Consider the following 21,438-nt stretch of genomic DNA (forward strand, 5'->3'; position numbering starts at 1 on the left):
TTGTCTCCAAAAGATGCGAATGACGCGTCTGAGCGCGTTATGTGCTTTACAACAGTGCGTTACAACAGAATAATTAGTAGGCGCCCGTGTCGAGCGCTTTCGCCAGCGACGGTTTCAGGGCCGTGATGAAGGCGTTGGCCTGGCGCATCATCATGCCCATGTCCGAAGCGATGGCGACGTAGTCATAGCCGTAACTGATGAAAGTGTGCACCATTTCCGGCGACGGGCCGACAATGCCGATCGGTTTGCCGATGGCGCGGGCGCGGCGGGCCGCATCGGCGATGGCCGCCTGCACGTCCGGGTGGCCGATGTTGCCGATATGGCCCATGGCTGCCGACAGGTCGCCGGGGCCGACGAACAGGGCGTCGACGCCATCGACGGCGGCGATCTCTTCCAGTTGCGCCAGCGCGGCCGGGGTTTCCAGCTGAATGATGGAAAACACGGCGCCGTTGGCGCGCGTGGCGTAGTCGGGCACGGTGCCATAGCGGCTGGCGCGGTGCATGGCGGCAAAACCGCGCGTGCCGGGAATGGCCTGGCCCGGCTGCGGATAGCGGGTGGCGGCCACGGCGCTGCGCGCTTCCCCGGCGTTTTCCACGAACGGGAACATCAGGGTTTGCGCGCCGATGTCGAGCGCGCGCTTGATCTGCACCAGGTCGTTCCAGGCCAGGCGCACGACGGGGCAGGCCGGCGTGCCGCCCACGGCTTGCAGGATCTGGTAGGCGTCCTGGTAGTCGATGGGCACGTGTTCCATGTCCAGCACCAGCCAGTCGAAGCCGGCACAGCCCATGGCTTCGGCCGTCACGGGCGTGCCGGCCATCAGCCAGCTGCCCAGCGGTACTGCGTTGTCCGCCAGCAAGGTGCGGAAACGATTGTCCAGGATATCCATATTTGTGCTCTCTATATATATGTAGGGAAGGCGGCGGCGTCAGAAGATCGGCGGCTCGGGCGTGACGGCATTGCCCAGCAGGAAGTCGAGGTCGCAGCCCTGGTCGGCCTGCGTCACGTGTTCCATGTACAGCTTGGTGTAGCCGCGCGCATATTTTTGCGCCGGCGCCTGCCACTCGGCGCGGCGGCGCGCCAGTTCCTCGTCCGTGACATCCATGTTCAGGCTGCGCGCGGCGATGTCCAGTTCGATCATGTCGCCGTTGCGTACCAAAGCCAGCGGGCCGCCCACGGCCGCTTCCGGCGTCACGTGCAGCACGCAGGTGCCGTAGTGGGTGCCGCTCATGCGCGCGTCGGAGATGCGCACCATGTCGCGGATACCTTGCTGCAACAGCTTTTTCGGCACGGGCAGGTTGCCCCATTCCGGCATGCCCGGTGCGCCAATGGGGCCGCCATTGCGCAGGATCAAGACGGTGTTTTCATCGATGTCGAGGTCCGGCGCGTGGATTTGCGCCAGCATCTCCGCGTTCGAGTCGAACACGAGGGCGCGTCCGCGGTGTCTGGCGAATTTCGGGTTGGCGGCCGACGGCTTGATGACGGCGCCGCCAGGGCACAGGTTGCCGCGCAGGACGGCCAGCGCCGCGCCGTCGGCCACCGGCTGCGACACCTTGCGGATCACGCTGTCGTCGAGGCAGACGGCGTCGGCGATGTTCTCGCCCAGGCTGCGGCCCGTCACCGTCAAGGCCGTCAAGTCCAGCTGCGGCGCGATTTCCTTGAGCAGGGCCGGCATGCCGCCGGCATAGAAGAAATCTTCCATCAGCTTGTCGCCGGACGGGAACAGGTTGGCGATGACGGGCACTTTTTGCGCCATCGTATCCATTTCATCGAGCGACAGGGCCAGCCCGGCGCGCCCGGCGATGGCCACCAGGTGGATGGCCGCGTTGGTCGAACCGCCCAGCGCCATGTAGGCGGCCACGCCGTTGGCCAGCGCGGCGCGGGTAAAGAAGCGCGACGGCTTCAAGTCTTCCCACACCATGCCGACGATGCGCTCGCCGCATTGCGAGGCCATGCGCACGTGGTTGGCATCCATGGCGGGAATGCTGGTGGCGCCCGGCAAGGTAAAGCCCATCGCCTCGACGATGGAGGTCATGGTCGAGGCCGTGCCCATGGTGTTGCAGGTGCCGGGCGAGCGCGTCATCTTCGCTTCCAGCTTGATCCACTCGGGCTTGGCGATGTCGCCGGCCACGTAGTCGTCCCAGAATTTCTTCGTGTGCGTGCCCGCGCCCACGCTCTGGCCACGGTAGCGATCGTTGAGCATGGGGCCGGCGGGGCAGAAGATGGCGGGGATATCCATGCTGATGGCGCCCATCAGCATGCCGGGCGTGGTCTTGTCGCAGCCGCCCAGCAGCACGGCGCCATCGATGGGCAGCGAGCGCAGCAGTTCTTCCGTTTCCATGGCGAGGAAGTTGCGGTAGATCATGGTGGTGGGCTTGACCATCACTTCGCCCAGCGACAGGGCTGGCAGTTCGACGGGGAAGCCGCCGGCCAAGAGGATGCCGCGCTTGACGGCCTCGGCCCGTTCGCGCAGGTGCGAGTGGCACGGCGACAGGTCGCTCCAGGTATTGATGATGGCGATGACGGGGCGGTCGAGGAATTCCTCGCGGCGCAAACCCATCTGCTGCAGGCGCTGGCGGTGGGCGAACGAGCGCATGTCGTCTGGGGCCAGCCAGCGCTGGCTGCGCAGGGATTCCAGCGTGCGGCGGGAGGTAGCGGAGCTCAATGTATGTCCTTTTCGTATGCCTGGCGCGCTGCGTATGGCGTTCCAGTGCTGCTGTCTAGGGTCTTGCTTGCCGCCTTTGTTAGCGCTAACATTGCAAGTACAGCGAAATATAATTTGAATCGTACGGGGCTGTCAACAGATTTAATGCAGGCAGAACGCGCGTAGCCATTACACTATCGGCATGATTTCATTGGCGCCAATTTCCAATAGGGAATTCCTGCGGCCCAGCCGGCACGCTTTGCGGCCAGCCGCAGCGCACCGGCGCCACTCTGGCATCCCCTGTGCGGCCGGCCATGGCATGATGCATGCTGATCACCGATTTTTGAGAAGGCAGTACCCATGAACGACCCAGTACGCAAGCGGCGTGGCCTCGGCCGCAGCACCGTGTTCGATGTGGCCAAATTGGCACAGACCTCGGCCATTTCCGTGTCGCGCTATTTCAAGGAGCCGGACCGCGTGTCGCAGGAAACGCGCGAGCGCATCAAGAGCGCCATCGACCAGCTCGGCTATATCCGTAACGAGGCGGCCGGCGGGCTGGCCTCGACCCAGAGCCGCATCGTGGGCGCCATCGTGCCCAGCGTGTCCAATTCCATCTTTGCGGAAACCATCCAGGGCTTGTCGACCACCTTGTCGCAGCACAATTACCAGCTGCTGCTGGCCACCCACGATTATTCGATCGAGACGGAAGAAAAGGTGGTGCGCGCCTTTCTCGGCTGGTCGCCGCGCGCACTGGTGCTGACGGGGGCCGACCATAGCGCCGCCACGGAAACCTTGCTGGCGGGCTTGCAGATTCCCGTCATCGAGACGTGGGATATCCGCCCTGAGCGGCCATATCCGCAGATCGGCTTTTCGCACATCGCCACGGGGCGCGACATGACCTTGTACCTGCACGCGCAAGGCTACCGGCGCATCGTCTACGTCGACAGCGGCATCGGCAGCGATTTCCGCGCCCGCAAGCGGGCCCAGGGCTATGAAGAAACCATGCGGCAGCTGGGCTTGCGTGCGGAAATCGTGCAGGCGTCGGTAACGGCGCCGCTCGATGCGGGCGGGCAAGTGTTCAGCGAGCAGATGGCGCGCGCCGAGCGTCCCGACGCGCTGTTCTTTGCCAACGACAACATGGCCGCCGGCGCCATCTATGAAGCGGCGCGCCTCGGTATCCGTATTCCTGAGCAATGCGCGGTGGCGGGCTTCGGCGACTTCCCGTTCTCGGAAAAACTGATGCCGGCGCTGACGACGATCCGCGTACCGCGCTACGACATCGGCCGCCTGGCCGCGCAAGCCATCCTGCAGCGCCTGGGCGAAGTGGACGAGGGCGCCGCGCCACCGGCACTGGCGCCGCTGGCCTACGAGCTGATCGCGCGGGCCAGCGCCTGACGGCCACTGTCGGCGGCAGATATTGATGAATCATATTTCTATCATCACAACATGCAATTGGATAACTATGCTGCGATGCGGCATCATGCACTTGTCTCCTCTACTTCCTCACAGGAATTAGATTCAGCCCGCTCCCGCAGCGGGCTTTTTTTTTGCCTGTCGCGCACAGCAAGAATGGCCCGGCCTGCGCCAGGCGACGGCCGTCGGCGAGTCCAAGTGGATGCGTTCGAGCATGGTCTCACATGAATATTAATAATGGATGCATGAAGTTTTACCATTATTTTTCATGGATGAAAGCCCCTATGATGTCTCCATACTTCACCAGGAGGCATTGCCATGACCGTCACGACACACAATCTGGGCTACCCGCGCATCGGCGCCAAACGCGAACTGAAATTCGCCCTGGAAGATTACTGGAAGGGCCAAAGCAGCCTGGACGCGCTGGAAGGCCAGGGCGCCGAATTGCGCCAGCGCCATTGGCAAGACCAGCACGCGCTGGACCTGGCGCCCGTGGGCGACTTTTCCTTCTACGACCAGGTGCTGGACCTGAGTTTTACGCTTGGCAACCTGCCGCAACGCGTGCGCGGCCTGGAAGGCGCCGCCCTCGACAACTATTTCCGCGTGGCCCGCGGCCGCTCGGCCGGCGACAGCGATTGCAGCTGCGTCCACGCCGGCGAAATGACGAAATGGTTCGACACCAATTACCACTACATCGTGCCGGAATTTTCGGCCGGCACGCAGTTCAAGCTCGACAGCAGCCGCCTGCTGCTGCAACTGGCGCAAGCGCGCCAGCTCGGCGTGAAAGCCAAGCCCGTGCTGATCGGTCCCGTCACCTACTTGTGGCTGGGCAAGGCCAAGGATGATTCCGACAAGCTGGCGCTGCTGCAAGCCTTGCTGCCCGTCTACGTGCAATTGCTGCAGGAACTGGCGGACCAGGGCGTGGAATGGGTGCAGATTGATGAACCAATCCTCGTCACGGAAATCGATGGCGCCTGGCAGCAGGCGCTGGTGACGGCCTATGATACCTTGAGCAAGGTCAAGCACGTCAACCTGCTGCTGGCCACGTATTTCGGCAAGCTGCAAGACAATTTGCCGCTGGCGTGCAAGCTGCCCGTGCAAGGCTTGCACCTCGATGCCGTCAATGCCCGCGATGAAGTGGAGCAAGTCATCGCCCAATTGCCCGCCACCAGCGTGCTGTCGCTGGGCGTGGTGAATGGCCGCAATATCTGGAAGACGGACTTGAACGACGTGCTGGCGTGGCTGGAACCCGTGCATGCCAGCCTGCAATCGCGCCTGTGGATCGCCCCGTCGTGTTCCTTGCTGCACGTGCCCGTCGACCTGGACAGCGAGCAAAAGCTCGATGCCGATATCCAATCCTGGCTGGCCTTCGCCCGCCAGAAGCTTGATGAAGTGCACACCATCGCCGGCGCCCTGAATAACGGCCGCGCCGCCGTGCAGGCGGCGCTCGATGCCAATCATGCGGCCGTGCAAGCGCGCCGCCAGTCGCCGCGTGTGCATAATCCGCACGTGAAAGCGGCCGTGGCGCGCATCGATGCGACGTTGGGCCAGCGCGCCAGCGGCTATGCGGAGCGTGCCGCCAAGCAAGCTGCGCTGCTGCAACTGCCGCTGTACCCGACGACAACCATCGGTTCCTTCCCGCAGACGGCGGAAATCCGCCAGGCGCGCAGCCAGTTCCGCGGCGGCCAGCTGGACGAGGCCAGTTATAAAAAGCTGATGCAGGCGGAAATCGCCCGTTGCGTCAAGGAACAAGAGACGCTGGGCCTGGACGTCTTCGTGCACGGCGAAGCGGAACGCAATGACATGGTCGAGTATTTCGGTGAACAGCTGGACGGCTACACCTTCAGCCAGTTCGGCTGGGTGCAATCGTACGGTTCGCGCTGCGTGAAACCGCCCATTTTGTTCGGCGACATCAGCCGCCCCCGCGCCATGACCGTCGAGTGGAGCACCTATGCCCAGTCGCTGACGGACAAGCCGATGAAAGGCATGCTGACGGGCCCCGTCACCATCCTGAACTGGTCCTTCGTGCGCGACGACCAGCCCCGTTCCGTCTCGTGCCACCAGCTGGCGCTGGCCATGCGCGCCGAAGTGCAGGACCTGGAACGGGCAGGCATCCGCGTGATCCAGATCGACGAGGCGGCGCTGCGCGAAGGCTTGCCACTGCGCAAGTCGCAATGGGCCGACTACCTGCGCTGGGCCGTGGAATCGTTCCGCATCACGGCCAATGGCGTGGCTGACGAGACGCAGATCCACACGCACATGTGCTATTCGGAATTCAACGACATCATCGCGCAGATCGCCGGCATGGATGCGGACGTCATCACCATCGAAACCTCGCGCTCCGACATGGAATTGCTCGATGCCTTCGACGATTTTAATTACCCGAATGACATCGGCCCCGGCGTCTACGACATCCACTCGCCCAACATTCCGAGCCAGGAACAGATGGTGAAACTGATGCGCAAGGCGGCCGAACGCATTCCCGCGCAGCGCCTGTGGGTCAACCCTGATTGCGGCCTGAAGACGCGCGGCTGGAAAGAAGTGATTCCCGCGCTGGCCAACATGGTGGCGGCCGCGAAAACCTTGCGTGGCGATAACGTTGCCTGAGGATGGCAGGGGGAGAGGGCAGATATAGGGAATAGCTATTTCTATCATCACAACATGCAATTGGATAATGATGCTGCGATGCGGCATCATTCACCTGTCTCCTCTACTTCCTCACAGGAAATAGATTCAGCCCGCTCCCGTAGCGGGCTTTTTTTTTGCCGTTACGCATTATCGCGCGGGCTTTCACCGCTGCATCGCATAAGATACCCTTGTTAAACCATACACAAGGAGACAAGTTGATGATGCCTTTGTTGCGCGCCGCCAGCATGCTTGCGCTGATGGCGCTTGGCGCCTGCTCGGAGGAGCGGCATCCGTTTGATCGCCATGTGGCCCAATTGCGTCCGGAGACGGTCGCAGCGCTGCCTGATATGGGATGGCCGGCCGGCACGGTGCTGTGCCCGCTGACCATGTATCAGAGCGAGCTGCCCGGCTCGGCGCCTCCTGCTGACAGGGTCAACGCTTTCCTGAAGCAAAAGCAATTCCTGGGGGATGAAGGCCACTGGTCGCTCATCGTCGTCAAGCCGCAGCCAGCGGAAAACCCCGGTACCCATATCGAGCAACTGTTTTTCAAGCGTGCAGAGTATGACGTGATCAACGAGCCGGAAATGCTCAGGCGCGATGGCGGGACATTGCCGACGGGGTTTGTGCCGCAGACTTGCGTACCGGTGGAGCACGCCCGCGTGCTGGTTACTCGCCCGCAAGGATCGGATCGAACGCTGATCGTTTTTGGAACGGCCTGAACGAGATATTGATAGAACCTATTTCTATCATCACAACATGCAATTGGCTTTATATGCTGCAACGCGGCATCATTGCACCTGTCTCCTCTACTTCCTCACAGGAAATAGATTCAGCCCGCTCCCGCAGCGGGCTTTTTTTTGCCCGTTTTTTACTGCGGCAGACGGCGCACGCTTGCTTGTCATCCAGGCATCGTGTTGCTTTTGAGCATGCTAAACTGGGCCTTCCCCAGACCAAGGTTGCCCGATGCTTCAATTATTTCGCCACACGCTGGAGTCCACGCCGATCCTCGCCCTGTTTCTCGTCATCGGCGCCGGTTATGCGCTGGGGCGCATCAGCGTGTTCGGCTTTTCGCTGGGCGTGGGCGGCGTGCTGTTCGCGGGGCTGGCGCTGGGCGCCTTTGCTCCCGGTGCCGTGCCGCCGCCCATGGTCGGCTCCATCGGCTTGCTGCTGTTTCTGTATGGCATAGGCGTGCAATACGGCGTGCAGTTCTTCGCCGGCTTGCGCGGGGCGGGGCAGAAACACAACCTGATCGCTTTTGCCGCCGTCATGGGCGGCCTGGCCGTGTCCGTCTGGGGCGGACAGTGGATCGATATCTCGCTGCGCATGGCCAGCGGCGTGTTTGCCGGCGCCATGACCAGCACGGCAGCCCTGCAGGCGGCGCTGGAAGCGTCGCACGGCAATGGCGACGCGGCCGTCGGCTATGCCGTCGCGTATCCGTTCGGCGTCGTCGGTCCCATGCTGGGCCTGTACCTGGCCGGGAGGATATTAAAACCCGTGCTGACGCAGCCGCCGGCACCGATCGTCGTGTCGGAAATTACCATCGACGAAGCCAAATTGGCGGGCGCGGCCCTGTCCGAGCTGGCCGATGGCCCGCTGGCGGGCGTGCAAGTGATCGGCGTGCGCCAGGGCCACCAGAACCGCTTGCCCGATCCTGGCCTGGTGCTGGGCGTGGGCGACGCGCTGATGGTGTCGGGCACGGTGGCGGGCGTGGAAGCGGCGCGCACGGCGCTGGGCCACCTCGACCCGGGACGGCTGATGAAGGACCGCAGCGCGTTCGACGGCACGGAAGTGTTCGTCTCGGACGCGGAAATCGTCGGCGTACCGTTGGGAGAGTTGAACCTGGCGAAGGATTTTCCCCTGCAGATCGCCTTCATCCGCCGTGGCGACGCCATGATCCTGCCCCATCCATTCCTGACCCTGGAATTCGGCGACAGGGTGATGGCCATTGCACCAGCGAAACATGCAGCCGACGTGCGCAAGCTGTTCGGCAATTCCATCACGGCAACGGCCGAGTTCAGCTATGTCTCGCTGGGCATGGGCATGGTGCTGGGCGTGCTGCTGGGTCTGGTGCCGATACCGTTGCCGTGGATAGGCTCGTTCAGCCTTGGGCTGGCGGGCGGCCCGCTGGTGATGGCGCTGATCCTGGGACGGCTGGGCAGGGTGGGCAAGATCAGCTGGCGCCTGCCTCTGTCGGCCAACCTGGTCATGCGCAACTATGGCTTGACGATTTTCCTCGCCTCCGTCGGCATGGCCTCCGGCTTGCCCTTCGTGCAGCAAGTAGGTGCCGACGGCTTGCCCATGCTGGCGCTGGGGGCCGTGACGGTGCTGGTGGTGGTGGCCCTCGTCGTGATTTTGGGCAAGGTCTTCCTGCGCCTGCCGTTTCCCGAGTTGCTCGGCATCGCGGCCGGCGCCACGGGCAATCCGGCCGTGCTGGTGTTCGCCAACCGCCTGGCCAGGTCGGACCGCCCGAACCTGGGCTACGCCATGATTTTTCCCAGCATGACCATTGTCAAGATCGTTGCCGTGCAGGTGTTGCTGCATTTGTATGGTTGATCTCGGCTGGTTGGTTTCATCAAGTCGGGCGGCAATAATCATGTTGTGGCTTGCCTGACATCCGTCAGACTGGCCGTGGAAGCCAGATTGCTATCCGTGCGAGGCCGTCAAACACCGGGTGGCTTGACGCCCGTTGCCGTGTAAAACTTGGAGCAGCGGCACTTTGGCCATCGGGGACATGGCAAGGAACCACTCCGGCTTGTCGCGAAGATCAACATCGATACGCTCGAAAGCGATCCCTTTTTCCTGCAACGCGATGGCGACCCGCTGAACGAAAGGGCGTATCCGTATAGTTCGGCGGTTGTGCGACGTCAGCCGTTAAGGTCAGCCATTAAGCATACGGCCGCCGTCAACGATGATTTCGGAGCCGACGGTCCAGCGGGACTCGTCGGAAGCGAGGTACAACACCGCCTTGGCCACTTCCTCCGGCGTGCCGAAGCGGCCGAACGGAATCGTTGCGGTAATTTCCTTGTTGAGCTGATCGCGGTAGGCATCCGGGATGCCGAGCTTGTCGTACAGCGGCGTTTCGACGGGACCGGGACTGACGGCGTTGACGCGAACGCCGCGTGCCAGCAGTTCGCCCGACAGCGTTTTCGACAAGTTCAAGAATGCGGCCTTGGTTGCGGCATATACCGATGAGTGCGCCGAGCCGACGTGCGCGCTGACCGATGTGTTGAGCACCACCGATGCGGGGTTCGCGAACACTGGCAGCAGCGCCTGGATCAGGAAATAGGGCCCCTTGACGTTGATGTCGAAGGAACGGTCGAACATTTCCTCCGTCCAAGCTTCAATCGGCTTCCAGACGGATACGCCAGCGTTGAGAAAGGCGATATCGAGCTGGCCGTAGTGCGCCTGGACGGCGTGCGCCAATTCCTTCTGGGCAGCGACACTGGCGGAATCGGCGCGCAGCACCAGAACCTCGGCGCCGAGTTCTTTCCTGGCTTTCTCAATGGACTCCGGATTGACGCCGGTGACGATGACGCGTGCGCCTTCGGCGAGGAACTGCCTGGCTGTTTCGAGGCCGATGCCGCTGGTGCCGCCGGTGATAAGAGTACGTTTTCCTTGCAAGCGGGACATAAAATTCTCCTGTAGGTGATTCATGGTCAACCAGCGTTGGCTGACCTGCCGTGGAGAGAACTATGCGCTCATGCCTGAAATTCGATAAGATCGTCTCTTTGCATATGATTCATGCTTCAGCTGCATGAATTGGAGGGGGTAACTTTGGACCGGTTTCTTTTGATGACATGCTTCGCGCGCGCGGTGGAGACGGGGAGCTTCTCCGCTGCCGGCCGCGACCTGGGCCTGGGGCAGCCGAACGTCAGCCGTCATGTGGCTGCATTGGAAGAGCATCTGCAGACGCGGCTGCTGCACCGCTCAACGCGCAAACTTGCCCTCACGCCCGAAGGGGAACGCTACTATGCGGAAGTCCGGCGCATCCTTGACGCCGTCGACGAGTCGGAATCGTCTTTCAGGGAGAACGTCGATCCGTCCGGATTGCTGCGCGTGGCATGCCCGACCGCTCTGGCACATGCATTTGTTTTGCCGCATGTCCCCGCCTTCCTGGAGCGCTATCCTGGCTTGGTGCTCGATCTCCAGATCAATGATCGCTATGTGGGTCTGGTCGATGAAGGGGCGGAACTGGCAATCCGGATCGGCCATCTGGAAGACAGCGCCCTGCGCGCGCGGCGCATCGGACTGTTCGAGCGCGTGTTCGTGGCCAGCAAGGGCTATCTCGCCAGACGTGGCATCCCGGTCACGCCCGATGATCTGCGCGGGCACGATTGTGTGATCTACACCCTGCTGTCGTCGGGCGCCACATGGCGCTTCCGGGATACGGAAGTAGCAGTATCCGGAAAGGTACGGGTGAACTCGCCTGAGGCCGTGCGCGAACTGGTCAATGCGGGACTCGGTATCGGACACGGGCCGCAGTGGCTGTTCGAAGAAGGACTCAGGAATGGCAATTTGCAGTTGCTTTTGACAGGGCACACCGCCTTGCCTGTGCCGGTGCAGATCGTCTATGTCGCAAACAGGCTGCTGCCGACGCGGGCCGTCGTATTCATGGATTTCATCGCTGAAGCATTTTCAAAGGTTCTGGCACTGAACGCCCCCCTGGGCAACCGGTAGCCGTCGGCGGCTGGCCAATTCCAGTCAACTCCCTCTTCGCGCCAGCCATTGTAAAACCCCTGGCGCTGCTCCGAATCTGTTGTACAATCCTTGAGAACGGTCGTGCTTTTTTGTGCGCTGAGCTTCCTTGCGTGCAGTCATCACGGCAACCGATAAGAACAAGGAGACAGACATGGACCTGCATTACACGGCCGAGGAGACGGCTTTCCGCGACACGGTGCGCGCCTTCCTCGATACCCATTTGCCGGCGGATCTGCAGCGCAAGGTGCGCCAGCATTTGCGCCTGGTCAAGGACGACTACGTGCGCTGGCATAAAATTGTGGCGCAACAAGGCTGGGCTGCGCCGGCCTGGCCCGTCGAATACGGCGGTACGGGCTGGACGTCCGTGCAGCGCCACATCTGGGAAGACGAGTGCGCGCGTGCCGCCACGCCGCCGATCCTGCCATTCGGCATCAACATGGTGGCGCCCGTCATCATGGCCTTCGCCAACGCCGAACAAAAAGCATACTATCTGCCGCGCATCTTGAATTGCGACGACTGGTGGTGCCAGGGCTATTCCGAACCCGGCGCCGGTTCCGACCTCGCTTCCCTGAAAACCACGGCCGAGCGCGACGGCGACCATTACATCGTGAATGGCCAGAAAACCTGGACCACCCTGGGCCAGCACGCGGACATGATCTTTTGCCTGGTGCGCACGGACAGCACGGTGCGCAAGCAGGAAGGCATCAGTTTCCTGTTGATCGACATGAAAACGCCGGGCATCACCGTGCGTCCCATCATCATGCTCGATGAAGAGCATGAAGTGAACGAAGTCTTCTTTGACAACGTGCGCGTGCCCGTCAGCAATCTGGTCGGCCAGGAAAACAAGGGCTGGACCTACGCCAAGTATCTACTGGGCCACGAGCGCACGGGCATCGCCGCCGTCGGCCGCTCCAAGCGCGAATTGACTTTCCTCAAGCAGTTGGCCATGCAGCAGAACAAGCGCGGCGCGCCGCTGCTGCACGACCCCGCGTTTGCGGCCAAGGTCGCTACCCTGGAAATCGAACTGATGGCGCTGGAAATGACGGTCTTGCGCGTTATCAGCGACGAGGGCAAGGGGCCGGGGCCGCAGGCGTCGATGCTGAAGGTGCGCGGCTCCGAGCTGCAGCAGCAACTGACGGAATTGATGGTGGAAGCCATCGGCCCGCAAGCCTTGCCTTTCGATCCGGCATTTCTTGACGGCGGGGCGCCGCACAGCAGCGCTGGCGACGACCTGGCCGCGCCGCTGGCCGCGTATTACTTCAATTACCGCAAGACATCGATCTATGGCGGCTCGAATGAAATCCAGAAAAACATCATCACGCAGATGATCCTGGGCCTGTAAGCCAGAAGGAGACGACATGGACTTCCATTTTAATCACGAACAGCAGCAATTCGCCGACGCGCTCCGGCGCTGGGTCGACAAGGATTACCCGTTTGAAACGCGGCAAACCATCATCCATTCCGCCACGGGTACGTCCGATGCCGCCTGGGCCACCCTGGCCGAGCTGGGCATGACGGCCTTGCCGCTGCCGGCCGCCGCGGGCGGTTTCGACGGCACGGCCGTCGACATGCTGCTGGTGATGCAGGAACTGGGCCGCGGCCTGGTGGTCGAACCGTATTTCGCCACCGTGCTGGGGGCGCGCTTTTTGACCTTGGCCGGCGGCCATGATGCGGTGCTGGAACAGGTGGCCAGCGGCAGCCTGAAGCTCGCCTGCGCGCTGGGCGAGCGCCAGTCGCGCCACGACATGCACGACATCGCCACCACGGCCATCGCCAGCGGCGACGGCTTCGTGCTCGACGGCGAGAAAACCGTCGTCATCCATGGCGCCCAGGCGGATTCTTTGATCGTGTCGGCGCGCAGCGGCGGCGGCCAGGATGAGACGGACGGCATCTCGCTGTTCCTCGTGCCCGTCGACGCGCCCGGTGTTTCCGTGCGCGATTGCCGCACCATCGACGGCCAGCGCGCCGCCACCGTGACCCTCGTGCAAGTGGTGCTGGGCCACGACGCGCTGATCGGCCAGGCGGGGCAGGGCTGGCCCGTGCTCGACGCGGCGCTCGATTATGGCGCCGCCTTGCTGTGCGCGGAAGCCGTGGGCGCCATGGACGCCATCTTTGCCGCTACCCTCGAATATTTGAAGACGCGCCAGCAGTTCGGCGCGCCGATCGGCAAGTTCCAGGCCTTGCAGCACCGCATGGCCGACATGTTCATCCACCTCGAGCAAGCCCGCTCGATGGCCATGCTGGCCGCCGCCAAGGCCGGCAGCGAGGACGCGGCGGAGCGGCGCCGCACGGTCTCCGCCGCCAAGGCGCGGGTGGGCCTGGCCGCTACTTTTGTCGGCCAGCAAGCCGTGCAATTGCATGGCGGCATGGGCGTGACGGACGAATTGCCTGCCGCCCATCATTTCAAGCGCCTCTCCATGATCGCCCTGACCCTGGGCGACGTGGAGCACCATCTCGAGCGCTTTATCGCCCAGCCGGGCTTCTTGCCGACGGAGACCGCATGACCGCATTGACCGGAATCAAACCCAAGCACTGGTATTTCGAAGACTTTACGCAAGGCATGGAAATCGACCTGGGCCAGCGCCACGTGACGGAGGCGGAAATCATCGCCTTCGCCACGGATTTCGACCCGCAGCCGTTCCATGTCGACCATGCGGCCGCGGAAAAGACCATCTTCAAGGGCGTCATCGCCAGCGGCTGGCATACCTGCGGCATGATGATGCGCCTGGTGGTGGACAATCTGCTCAAGTATTCGTCCAGCATGGGCTCGCCCGGCCTGGACAGCATCCGCTGGCTCAAGCCCGTGCGCGCGGGCGACACCCTGCAGCTGACCTACCAGGTCAAGGAAGTGCGGCCGTCGACCTCGAAGCCGGACCGCGGCATCGTCATTTCCGTGTGGAGCGTGCGTAACCAGCGTGGCGAGGTGGTGACCACCGTCGAAGGCATGGGCATGTTCGGCCGCCGTCCGGCCGGAGAGCAGCATGCGTGACATCGCCGGCATCGCCGGTTTCCAGGCCTTGTCGGGACAGCACGTGGCCGTGTCCGACTGGCTCACCATCACGCAGCAGCGCATCGACACCTTTGCCGACGCCACGGACGACCATCAGTGGATCCATGTCGACGCCGAGCGCTGTGCGCGCGAGTCGCCGTACGCCTGCACCGTGGCGCACGGTTTCCTGACGTTATCTCTGCTGCCGGCCATGCTTGCGGGCGCCTTGCACATGGCCGGCATCCGCATGGCCATCAACTACGGCCTCAATAAAGTGCGTTTCCCCGCGCCCGTGCCCGTGGGCAGCCGCCTGCGCGCGCGGCTCGACATCCTTTCCGTCGAGGACGTGCCGGAAGGGGCGCAAGTGAACTGGGCCGTGACCATGGAGAGGGAAGGCGACACGAAACCCGTGTGCGTGGCGGAGTTTTTGATGCGTTGCTATCCGTAACTATCTCACTCTCCTTCCGCGCAATACCTGTCCCGCCCCGTATGCTTGGCGCGGTACAGCAGGGCGTCGGCGGCGCGGATCAGGGCGCTGGGATCCATGCCTTCGGTGGGCATGACGCTGGCCATGCCCAGACTGACGGTGACGTGCGGGCCGACGCTCGATCTGGCGTGGGGAATTTGCAGGGCGCGCACTTCGTCGAGGATGCGCTGGGCCACCACTTCGGCGCCGTCGCGCGTTTCCTGCGGCAGCAGGATGATGAATTCCTCGCCGCCGTAGCGCGCCAGCAGGTCGGGCGGGCGCACGGCGCAGCGGCGCAGGGCGGCGCTCACCTGCTGCAGGCACAGGTCGCCCGCCTGGTGGCCATACGTGTCGTTGTAATCCTTGAAGTGGTCGATATCGGCCATGATGAGGGCCATCGGCACGCCGTCGCGCGCGCAGCGCCGCCATTCGCTGTCCATCGTGTCATTGAAGCTGCGCCGGTTGGCCACGCCCGTCAGCGAGTCCGTCAGCGACAGCTCGCGCATGGCGTCGGCCTGCCGCTTGATGGTCAGCTGGGTGCGCACGCGGGCCCGCACGACGGCCGCGTTGAATGGTTTCGTGATGAAGTCGACGGCGCCCGCTTCCAGCGCCCGCGTCTCGTCCTCGGGCTGGTTCAGGGCCGTGACGAAAATGACGGGGATGGCGCTCAGGATGGCCGATTCGCGCAGCGCGTTGCAGACGGCATAACCATCCATGCCGGGCATGACGGCGTCGAGCAGGATCAGGTCCGGTAGTTGATTATGCGCAATTTCCAGCGCCTTGACGCCGCTCAGGGCGAACAGCACGTCGTGTTCCTCGCGCAGCAGCTGGTGCAGGATCTGGATGTTTTCCATGGCGTCATCGACGATGAGGATGCGCCCGTTCATGGCAAGGTTGGTCCAGCTCACTTGTTTTCCTCTCGTTTCAGCTGATCGAGCACGAGTTTTTCCGCTTCGGAAAAATCCAGTGTCTCGATCGCGTTGGCCAGCGCCAGGGCCGCTTCTCGGTCTGCCTGTTGTATGGCGGCGTGCAGGGCGTGGAATTGCGCCAGCGCTTTCAGGTTATTGTTGCGGATCAAGACGAGCAGTTCGGCCAGGCCGGCGCGCAGGTCGAGCGGTGCGCTGCCGGGCGCTGCCGCTGCCGGCTGTCCGCGCCGCAGGGGCGAGGGCAGGGTGCGCGCCGCTTCGATGACTTCCGCCATCGCCAGTTCCAGCTGTCCCAGCAAGGCGGACGAGGCGTGCGGTTGCCCCGTTTTCAGCGCCTTTTCCGCCTCGCCGGCCAGGCTGGCGACATGCGTGGCGCCCAGGTTGGCCGCCACGCCGCAGACGCGGTGCAGCAGTTGTTCCGCCTGCCGCGTCTGGCCAGCGGCCAGCAGGCGCCGGGTGTCCTCGACGGCGTCGCCTTGCGAATTCTCAAAGCGCTTGAGCAGGGCCAGGAAGGCGCCGTAATCGCCGCCGAAGCGGTGCAGGGCCGCCGCCAGGTCGATGCCGGGTACCGCGGCCGGCAGGTCCGGCGTCTGCGTGACGGCATCGCCCGCCTGTACGGCGCCAGCGCTGCCACCCGGGAGCGCCGGCACCAGCCGGTTCAGGGTCAGGATCATCTCGTCGACATCGATGGGCTTGGCCACGTGTGCATTCATGCCGCTGGCGACGGCGCGCAGGCGGTCTTCGTCCATGGCATTGGCCGTCATGGCGACGATGGGCAGGTCCGGCAAGCCCAGCGCGCGGATGGCCAGGGTGGCGTCATAGCCATTCATGACGGGCATCTGCAAATCCATCAGCACCACGTCCCAGGCTTGCGGGGTTTGCGCCAGCAGGTCGACGGCCAGCTTGCCGTTGGCGGCCACGGCCACGCGCGCGCCCGAGTGCAGCAGGATGTACTGCGCCACCTCCTGGTTGATTTCATTGTCTTCCACCAGCAGTACGCGCATGCCTTCCAGCAATCCCGACAGGGGCGTGGAAACGGGCAGCGCGGACGGTGCGTTGCGGCCATTGCGGCCGTCGCGCACGGCCGTTACGGCCGCCAGCAGGCGCGCCGGGGTGGCCGGTTTCGAGACGATGCCGGCCAGCATCAGGCTGTCGGCCAGGCGTTCGAGGTTTTCGCTGTCGTGGTCGGCCACCAGCATGATCACGGGCGGCAGCGCCAGGTGCGCGCCGGCGCGCGCCTCGGTGAGCATGGAAATGCCATCCATGCCCGGCATGGCCGCGTCGAGCAGCACGAGGTCTGCCGCCGGCGCGCCGCCGGCGTGGGCCCGCAGCAACGCCAGGCCGGCCGCGCCGCTGTCGGCGCTGCGGCTGTGCCAGCCCTGCGCCGCGCACCAGCCTTCCAGCATGGCGCGCACGCTGGCGTTGTCGTCGATGATCAGCAGCGACAGATCCCTGGGCGCGGCCTTGCCCGGCGGCTCGGGCGGCGGCGCCACCTTGCCGAAGCGGCAGCTGAAGCGGAAGTCGGAACCCTGGCCCAGCGCGCTTTTCACGCTGAGCTTGCCGCCCATCAATTCCACCATGCGCCGGCAGATGGCCAGCCCCAGTCCCGTGCCGCCGTATTTGCGGCTGGTGCCGCTGTCGCCCTGGGAAAACGCGTCGAAGATGCGCTCCTGCTCGGCCGCGCCGATGCCGATGCCCGTGTCGCGCACGGAAAACTCCAGCGTCGCGCTGGCCGCATCCTCGGCCACCATGGCGATGGCCAGCACCACTTCGCCATGCGCGGTGAATTTGACGGCGTTGCCCACCAGGTTGATCAGGATCTGTTCCACGCGCAGGGCGTCGCCGATCAGTTCATCGGGCACGCCCGGGTCGAGCACGAACACGGGCTCCACGCCGCGCGCCCAGGCGCCGCTGGCCAGCAGGACGCCGACGCTGTCGAGCATGCGCTCGAGCTGGAAGCGGCGCTGTTCCAGCACCATCTGTCCCGCCTCGATCTTGGAAAAATCGAGCACGTCGTTGACGATATGGAGCAGCGACTGCGTGGCCATCTGGATCTTGCCGACGTAGCTGCGCTCGCGCCGTTCCAGCGGCGACTCTTCCAGCAGGCGCGCCAGGCCGATGATGGCGTTCATCGGCGTGCGGATTTCATGGCTCATGTTGGCGACAAATTCGCTCTTCGCCGTGCTGGCCGCCTCGGCCTTGTCGCGCGCGCGCACCATTTGCTCGTTGAGTTCGTGCAGGCGCAATTCCGTGCGCTTGAGTTCGGAGACGTCCGAGGCCAGCACGAAGAAGCCGCGCACGCCGCCGTTGTCATCGACGTCGGGGATGTAATTGGTCCACGTATGGCAGACCTGGCCCGTGGGGTCGAGCAGGTCGCGCTCGAAGCTTTGCGGCCGGCCCGCCAGCACGCCCTCGACGTGGGGCGCATACACATCGAACAGTTCCTGCCCCAGCAATTCGCTCATGTGGATGCCGGCCAGCTCGGCGCTGCTGCGGCCAAACCATTCATTATAGAAATTATTTGCAAATCGGCAACGCAAATCGGCGCCCCAGTACGACACCATGCCGGGCAGGTTGTCGGTGACGGTGCGGATGAAGCGCTCGCTCTGTTCCAGGCGCAAGGTGGTGGCGTGCAGCACCTCGGTGGCGCGCTTGCGTTCCGTGATGTCGATCGATACTCCCAGCACGTGGCTGGCGCGGCCCGCGTCGTCGCGCAGCACCACCTTGCGCGTGGTGAAGTGGCGCGTGGTGCCGTCGGCCGTGTTGATCGGCTCCTGTTCGATTTCCACCATCTGCCCCGTGGCCAGCAGCTTGCGGTCGGCGCTGACGAAGGCGGCCGCCTGCTGCGGCGGGAAGAAGTCGTGGTCGGTCTTGCCCAGCAATTGCTCGCGCGAGCGTCCCAAGGTCAGTTCCGCGTGGCGGTTGACCATTTCAAAGCTCAGCTTGTCGGCGCGCTTGACGAAGACCATGGCGGGAATGTTTTCGATGATGGTGCCGAACAGGTGCTTCGAGCGGCGGAATTCCGCTTCGCTGCGCTTGCGTTCGCTAATGTCCAGCCACAGGCCCGACACGCCCAGCAACTGCTGCTCGGGGCCGAAAATCGGGTGATACGAGACGATCCAGTGGCTCAGCTGCTCGCGCTGCTGCCCGCTATGGCCCTGCAATTCAAGGTCGACGATGGGCGATCCCGTCTCGAGCACCTGGCGCACGCAGCGTTCCACCTCCATGCGCACGGCGGCGTCGAACAGCATGGCGCCCACGGGACGGCCCAGATGCTGCGCCACGCTGGCCCCGTTGATGGCGGCCAGGTACTGGTTGACCATGACGATGCGCAAGTCCAGGTCCACGAACAGCATGCCGATGGGCGCCGTCGCGTAGACGGTTTCCAGCAGGCGCGTGGATTTTTCCAGGGCCAGGGTGCGTTCGTCCACCAGGCTTTCGAGCTGCGTGCGGTGGCGCCGCAAGTCGCGTTCCAGCGCGCCCAGGGCGTTGGCCATGTCGGCCGATTCGCGGTCCGAGTGCTTGTTCGAAAGCAAGGGTTTGCCTTGCGCCAGCGCATGGATCTGCACGGTCAGTTCCTGCAGGGTGCGGGCCAGGCGGCCGCCCACGCGCCAGGCCAGGGCAAAGCCGGCGCCCAGCAGCAGGGCCAGGATGAGGGAACCCGTGACGACGGAGCGCAGCAGGGCTTCGGCCACCGTGCTGGTGCGGATGGTGACGGCCACCGTCCAGGCGTCGTCCGGCGCGCGGCGAAAGCCCGTATACACGTCGATGCCTTCCAGGGTGGCATGGCGCAGCACGCCTTCGCGCGCCTGGCGTATCTGCTCCAGCAGGGGGGCCGGGCTGCGCTGGCCCACATAGCGCTGGGGCGCCAGGGTGCGCGCCACGTTGATGCCGTCGGCGTTGACGATGGCCGCGCCCAGGTAGGCCGGCAGGTGCAGCTCGCGCAGCAGCACGGGCAGGTAGTCGGGCGGGTACAGCGCCGTCAGCACATAGGCGGGACCTTGATTCCGCGGCAAGGGTTGGTTCAGGGCCAGCCGCGGCACCTCGTCCGGCGCCATGAGCAGGCTGGTCAGCCGAGGCTTGCCGTAGTCGCGCGCGCGCTCCATGCTGGCGGCCCATTTCTGCGGCAAGGGCGGCGGCACCTGGCCGGCGGGCAAGGCTGTATTGACCAGCTGGCGTCCCTTGGCGTCGGAGATGATGTAGGCGCTGACGGCCCGGCCCGGCTGCAGCAGGCTGCCGGCCAGGGCGCGCAGGGCGCCGATATCGTCGTCCTGCAGGGCGGGCGAGGCGGCCAGGATGCGCGCGGCCATCTGGGCGCCGCTCAAGTCGCGTTCGATGGCGGCGGCGACCGCCCGTGCCGCCTGTGCCGTTTCGCTGACGACATGGCCGCGTTCGCGCGTGTAGCTTTGCGCCACGAGCAGGAGAAACACGAGTGCCGTCGGAATGACCCAGGCGAACACCAGCCATGAAATTCTTGAGCGTATCGAAGGCAAATCTTGCACCCGGAAAGCTCCCAGAATGGATGAGTCGACAGGCAGGCTCACGCTGGCGCTGGCTGACCTTGAATGAAAAGATGCTAGACGAAATTGATTGTTCTGACAAGCCTAGTTTCTTGGATGGAAAAAAGGTTGCGCAAGGCATACAGAAGGGGGGGGACGCTCCTCCCGCCGTGGCGGCGGGAGGGCAAGGAAGCTCAGGGGACCACGGTCAGTACGTCGACATCGATTTCCGGGCTTTCCATGAAGTCTTTTTCCACTTCGCCGCGAATTTCCACCCGGGTCCTGGCGTCGATCTTGCGGTTCATGAAGACCTTGTCGTCGATGTCCACGCGGATTTCCGCCGTGCCGTCGGAGAACGTGTATTTTTCGTTCCCCACTTTGCGCAGCAGGTTGCCGCGCAGCACGACGGCCTGGTCGTCGACGGGATTTTTCAGGATGGCGGCCACGCTGCCGGGCGCGGCGGGGCCGGCCGTCCGGCCCACGTACTGGGCGTGCGCGCTGCCGGCCAGCAAGGCGCAGGCGGCGGCCAGGGAGACGATGAGTTGGCGGTGCAGTGGCATGGTATTCCTTCGATAGTGACTGGCGGCTTAGAAAAAGACGGCGGTGCGGGGGATGATAGCACCGGTATTGCCATAGGGCATGTTCGCCCGGACGCTGCCCGTGCTGGCCACGCCATCGTCGAGTTTGCTGTCGATCTGCTCCGCGTAGCTCTCGGGCAAGTTGTCGAAACGGATGCCGTTGCCGGCCCGTCCGCCCACTTCGTCGTTGTACAGGTAGACGGCGCCGCCCTGGGCGCTGGTCATGAATTGCGAGGTGCCGTTGAACGAGCCGGTAATGAAGCCGCCCAGCGCCAGGTGCTGCGGCGCCAGCGTGAATTCGCGCGGCTGGCCGTCGCCAATCTGGCCATCGCCATTGCCGTTGCCGGCCGAATTGGGCACGTGCACGGTGCCCTGGATATCGTCGCCGGGCAGGGCGCGGAACTTGTCCTGGTAGGCGTTGACGGCGGCCGTCAGCGCATTCGATTGCTGGATGATGTTTTTCACCTTGGCGCTGTCGATCAAGCCTTGTCCCTTGAGCACGCCGCCGAGCAGCAAGCCGATGATGACCAGGACGATGGCGATTTCTACGAGGGTAAAGCCGTGCTGGCGGCGTGGAAGCATGGGATGTCCTTGGAAAAA

Annotated in this window: 17 protein-coding genes; 9 read left to right on the plus strand and 8 right to left on the minus strand. The window is 64.1% G+C overall.

Annotation, left to right across the window (positions count from 1 at the left end; all coding sequences use genetic code 11):
* Window positions 1–73: 73 nt before the first annotated feature.
* Both AC1RJW_RS05240 and araD read right to left on the minus strand, forming a co-directional pair.
* Window positions 74–886, minus strand: a complete 813-nt coding sequence (locus AC1RJW_RS05240; protein ID WP_493044013.1) for an HpcH/HpaI aldolase family protein — start codon at window positions 884–886, stop codon at window positions 74–76.
* A 39-nt stretch (window positions 887–925) separates the two neighbouring features.
* Window positions 926–2,593 (minus strand): L-arabinonate dehydratase, encoded by a 1,668-nt coding sequence (gene araD, locus AC1RJW_RS05245; protein ID WP_493044209.1) that lies wholly within the window; start codon window positions 2,591–2,593, stop codon window positions 926–928.
* A gap of 408 nt (window positions 2,594–3,001) precedes the next feature.
* On the opposite strand from araD, the gene AC1RJW_RS05250 reads away from it, so the two are divergent.
* The 4 genes from AC1RJW_RS05250 (at window position 3,002) to AC1RJW_RS05265 (ending at window position 9,235) form a co-directional block, all read left to right on the plus strand.
* Entirely contained in the window at window positions 3,002–4,036 is a 1,035-nt protein-coding gene (locus AC1RJW_RS05250; RefSeq protein WP_493044015.1) for a LacI family DNA-binding transcriptional regulator, read from the plus strand.
* 336 nt (window positions 4,037–4,372) lie between these two features.
* On the plus strand, window positions 4,373–6,661 hold the full coding sequence (gene metE, locus AC1RJW_RS05255) for a 5-methyltetrahydropteroyltriglutamate--homocysteine S-methyltransferase (RefSeq protein WP_493044017.1): 2,289 nt from the start codon (window positions 4,373–4,375) through the stop codon (window positions 6,659–6,661).
* 239 nt (window positions 6,662–6,900) lie between these two features.
* A complete protein-coding gene (locus AC1RJW_RS05260; protein WP_493044019.1) occupies window positions 6,901–7,401 on the plus strand; it encodes a hypothetical protein in 501 nt (166 codons plus the stop codon).
* A 244-nt stretch (window positions 7,402–7,645) separates the two neighbouring features.
* Window positions 7,646–9,235, plus strand: a complete 1,590-nt coding sequence (locus tag AC1RJW_RS05265; RefSeq protein ID WP_493044021.1) for an aspartate:alanine exchanger family transporter — start codon at window positions 7,646–7,648, stop codon at window positions 9,233–9,235.
* Window positions 9,236–9,325: 90 nt separating this feature from the next.
* Here AC1RJW_RS05265 and AC1RJW_RS05270 read toward each other — a convergent pair whose 3' ends face one another.
* Both AC1RJW_RS05270 and AC1RJW_RS05275 read right to left on the minus strand, forming a co-directional pair.
* On the minus strand, window positions 9,326–9,550 hold the full coding sequence (locus tag AC1RJW_RS05270) for a glutathione S-transferase N-terminal domain-containing protein (RefSeq protein ID WP_493044210.1): 225 nt from the start codon (window positions 9,548–9,550) through the stop codon (window positions 9,326–9,328).
* A 9-nt stretch (window positions 9,551–9,559) separates the two neighbouring features.
* On the minus strand, window positions 9,560–10,312 hold the full coding sequence (locus AC1RJW_RS05275) for an SDR family oxidoreductase (protein ID WP_493044023.1): 753 nt from the start codon (window positions 10,310–10,312) through the stop codon (window positions 9,560–9,562).
* A gap of 111 nt (window positions 10,313–10,423) precedes the next feature.
* Here AC1RJW_RS05275 and AC1RJW_RS05280 point away from each other — a divergent pair, with 111 nt between their 5' ends.
* The 5 genes from AC1RJW_RS05280 (at window position 10,424) to AC1RJW_RS05300 (ending at window position 14,817) form a co-directional block, all read left to right on the plus strand.
* Window positions 10,424–11,359, plus strand: coding sequence for a LysR family transcriptional regulator (locus AC1RJW_RS05280; RefSeq protein WP_493044025.1), 936 nt, complete (start codon window positions 10,424–10,426; stop codon window positions 11,357–11,359).
* A gap of 172 nt (window positions 11,360–11,531) precedes the next feature.
* Window positions 11,532–12,722: an acyl-CoA dehydrogenase family protein gene (locus AC1RJW_RS05285; protein ID WP_493044027.1), complete on the plus strand. Its 1,191-nt coding sequence runs from the start codon at window positions 11,532–11,534 to the stop codon at window positions 12,720–12,722.
* A 16-nt stretch (window positions 12,723–12,738) separates the two neighbouring features.
* Entirely contained in the window at window positions 12,739–13,884 is a 1,146-nt protein-coding gene (locus AC1RJW_RS05290) for an acyl-CoA dehydrogenase family protein (RefSeq protein ID WP_493044029.1), read from the plus strand.
* Complete coding sequence (locus AC1RJW_RS05295; protein ID WP_493044031.1) at window positions 13,881–14,369, plus strand: MaoC family dehydratase; 489 nt, start codon at window positions 13,881–13,883, stop codon at window positions 14,367–14,369. Before AC1RJW_RS05290 ends, AC1RJW_RS05295 begins: the two co-directional genes overlap by 4 nt.
* Window positions 14,362–14,817, plus strand: coding sequence for a MaoC family dehydratase (locus tag AC1RJW_RS05300; RefSeq protein WP_493044033.1), 456 nt, complete (start codon window positions 14,362–14,364; stop codon window positions 14,815–14,817). Before AC1RJW_RS05295 ends, AC1RJW_RS05300 begins: the two co-directional genes overlap by 8 nt.
* A gap of 5 nt (window positions 14,818–14,822) precedes the next feature.
* Here AC1RJW_RS05300 and AC1RJW_RS05305 read toward each other — a convergent pair whose 3' ends face one another.
* The 4 genes from AC1RJW_RS05305 to AC1RJW_RS05320 all read right to left on the minus strand — a co-directional run bounded on the left by AC1RJW_RS05305 (window position 14,823) and on the right by AC1RJW_RS05320 (window position 21,420).
* The gene (locus AC1RJW_RS05305; protein ID WP_493044035.1) at window positions 14,823–15,743 is read right to left on the minus strand and encodes a diguanylate cyclase domain-containing protein; all 921 of its coding nucleotides are present in this window, start codon (window positions 15,741–15,743) and stop codon (window positions 14,823–14,825) included.
* Window positions 15,740–20,221, minus strand: a complete 4,482-nt coding sequence (locus AC1RJW_RS05310; protein ID WP_493044037.1) for a PAS domain-containing protein — start codon at window positions 20,219–20,221, stop codon at window positions 15,740–15,742. The genes AC1RJW_RS05305 and AC1RJW_RS05310 overlap by 4 nt, the downstream gene beginning before the upstream one ends.
* Before the next feature lie 233 nt (window positions 20,222–20,454).
* Window positions 20,455–20,820: a NirD/YgiW/YdeI family stress tolerance protein gene (locus tag AC1RJW_RS05315; protein WP_493044039.1), complete on the minus strand. Its 366-nt coding sequence runs from the start codon at window positions 20,818–20,820 to the stop codon at window positions 20,455–20,457.
* Window positions 20,821–20,847: 27 nt separating this feature from the next.
* A complete protein-coding gene (locus AC1RJW_RS05320) occupies window positions 20,848–21,420 on the minus strand; it encodes a prepilin-type N-terminal cleavage/methylation domain-containing protein (RefSeq protein WP_070313522.1) in 573 nt (190 codons plus the stop codon).
* Between the last annotated feature and the right edge of the window lie 18 nt (window positions 21,421–21,438).

The sequence above is a fragment of the Janthinobacterium sp. GW822-FHT07A03 genome (assembly GCF_058798815.1).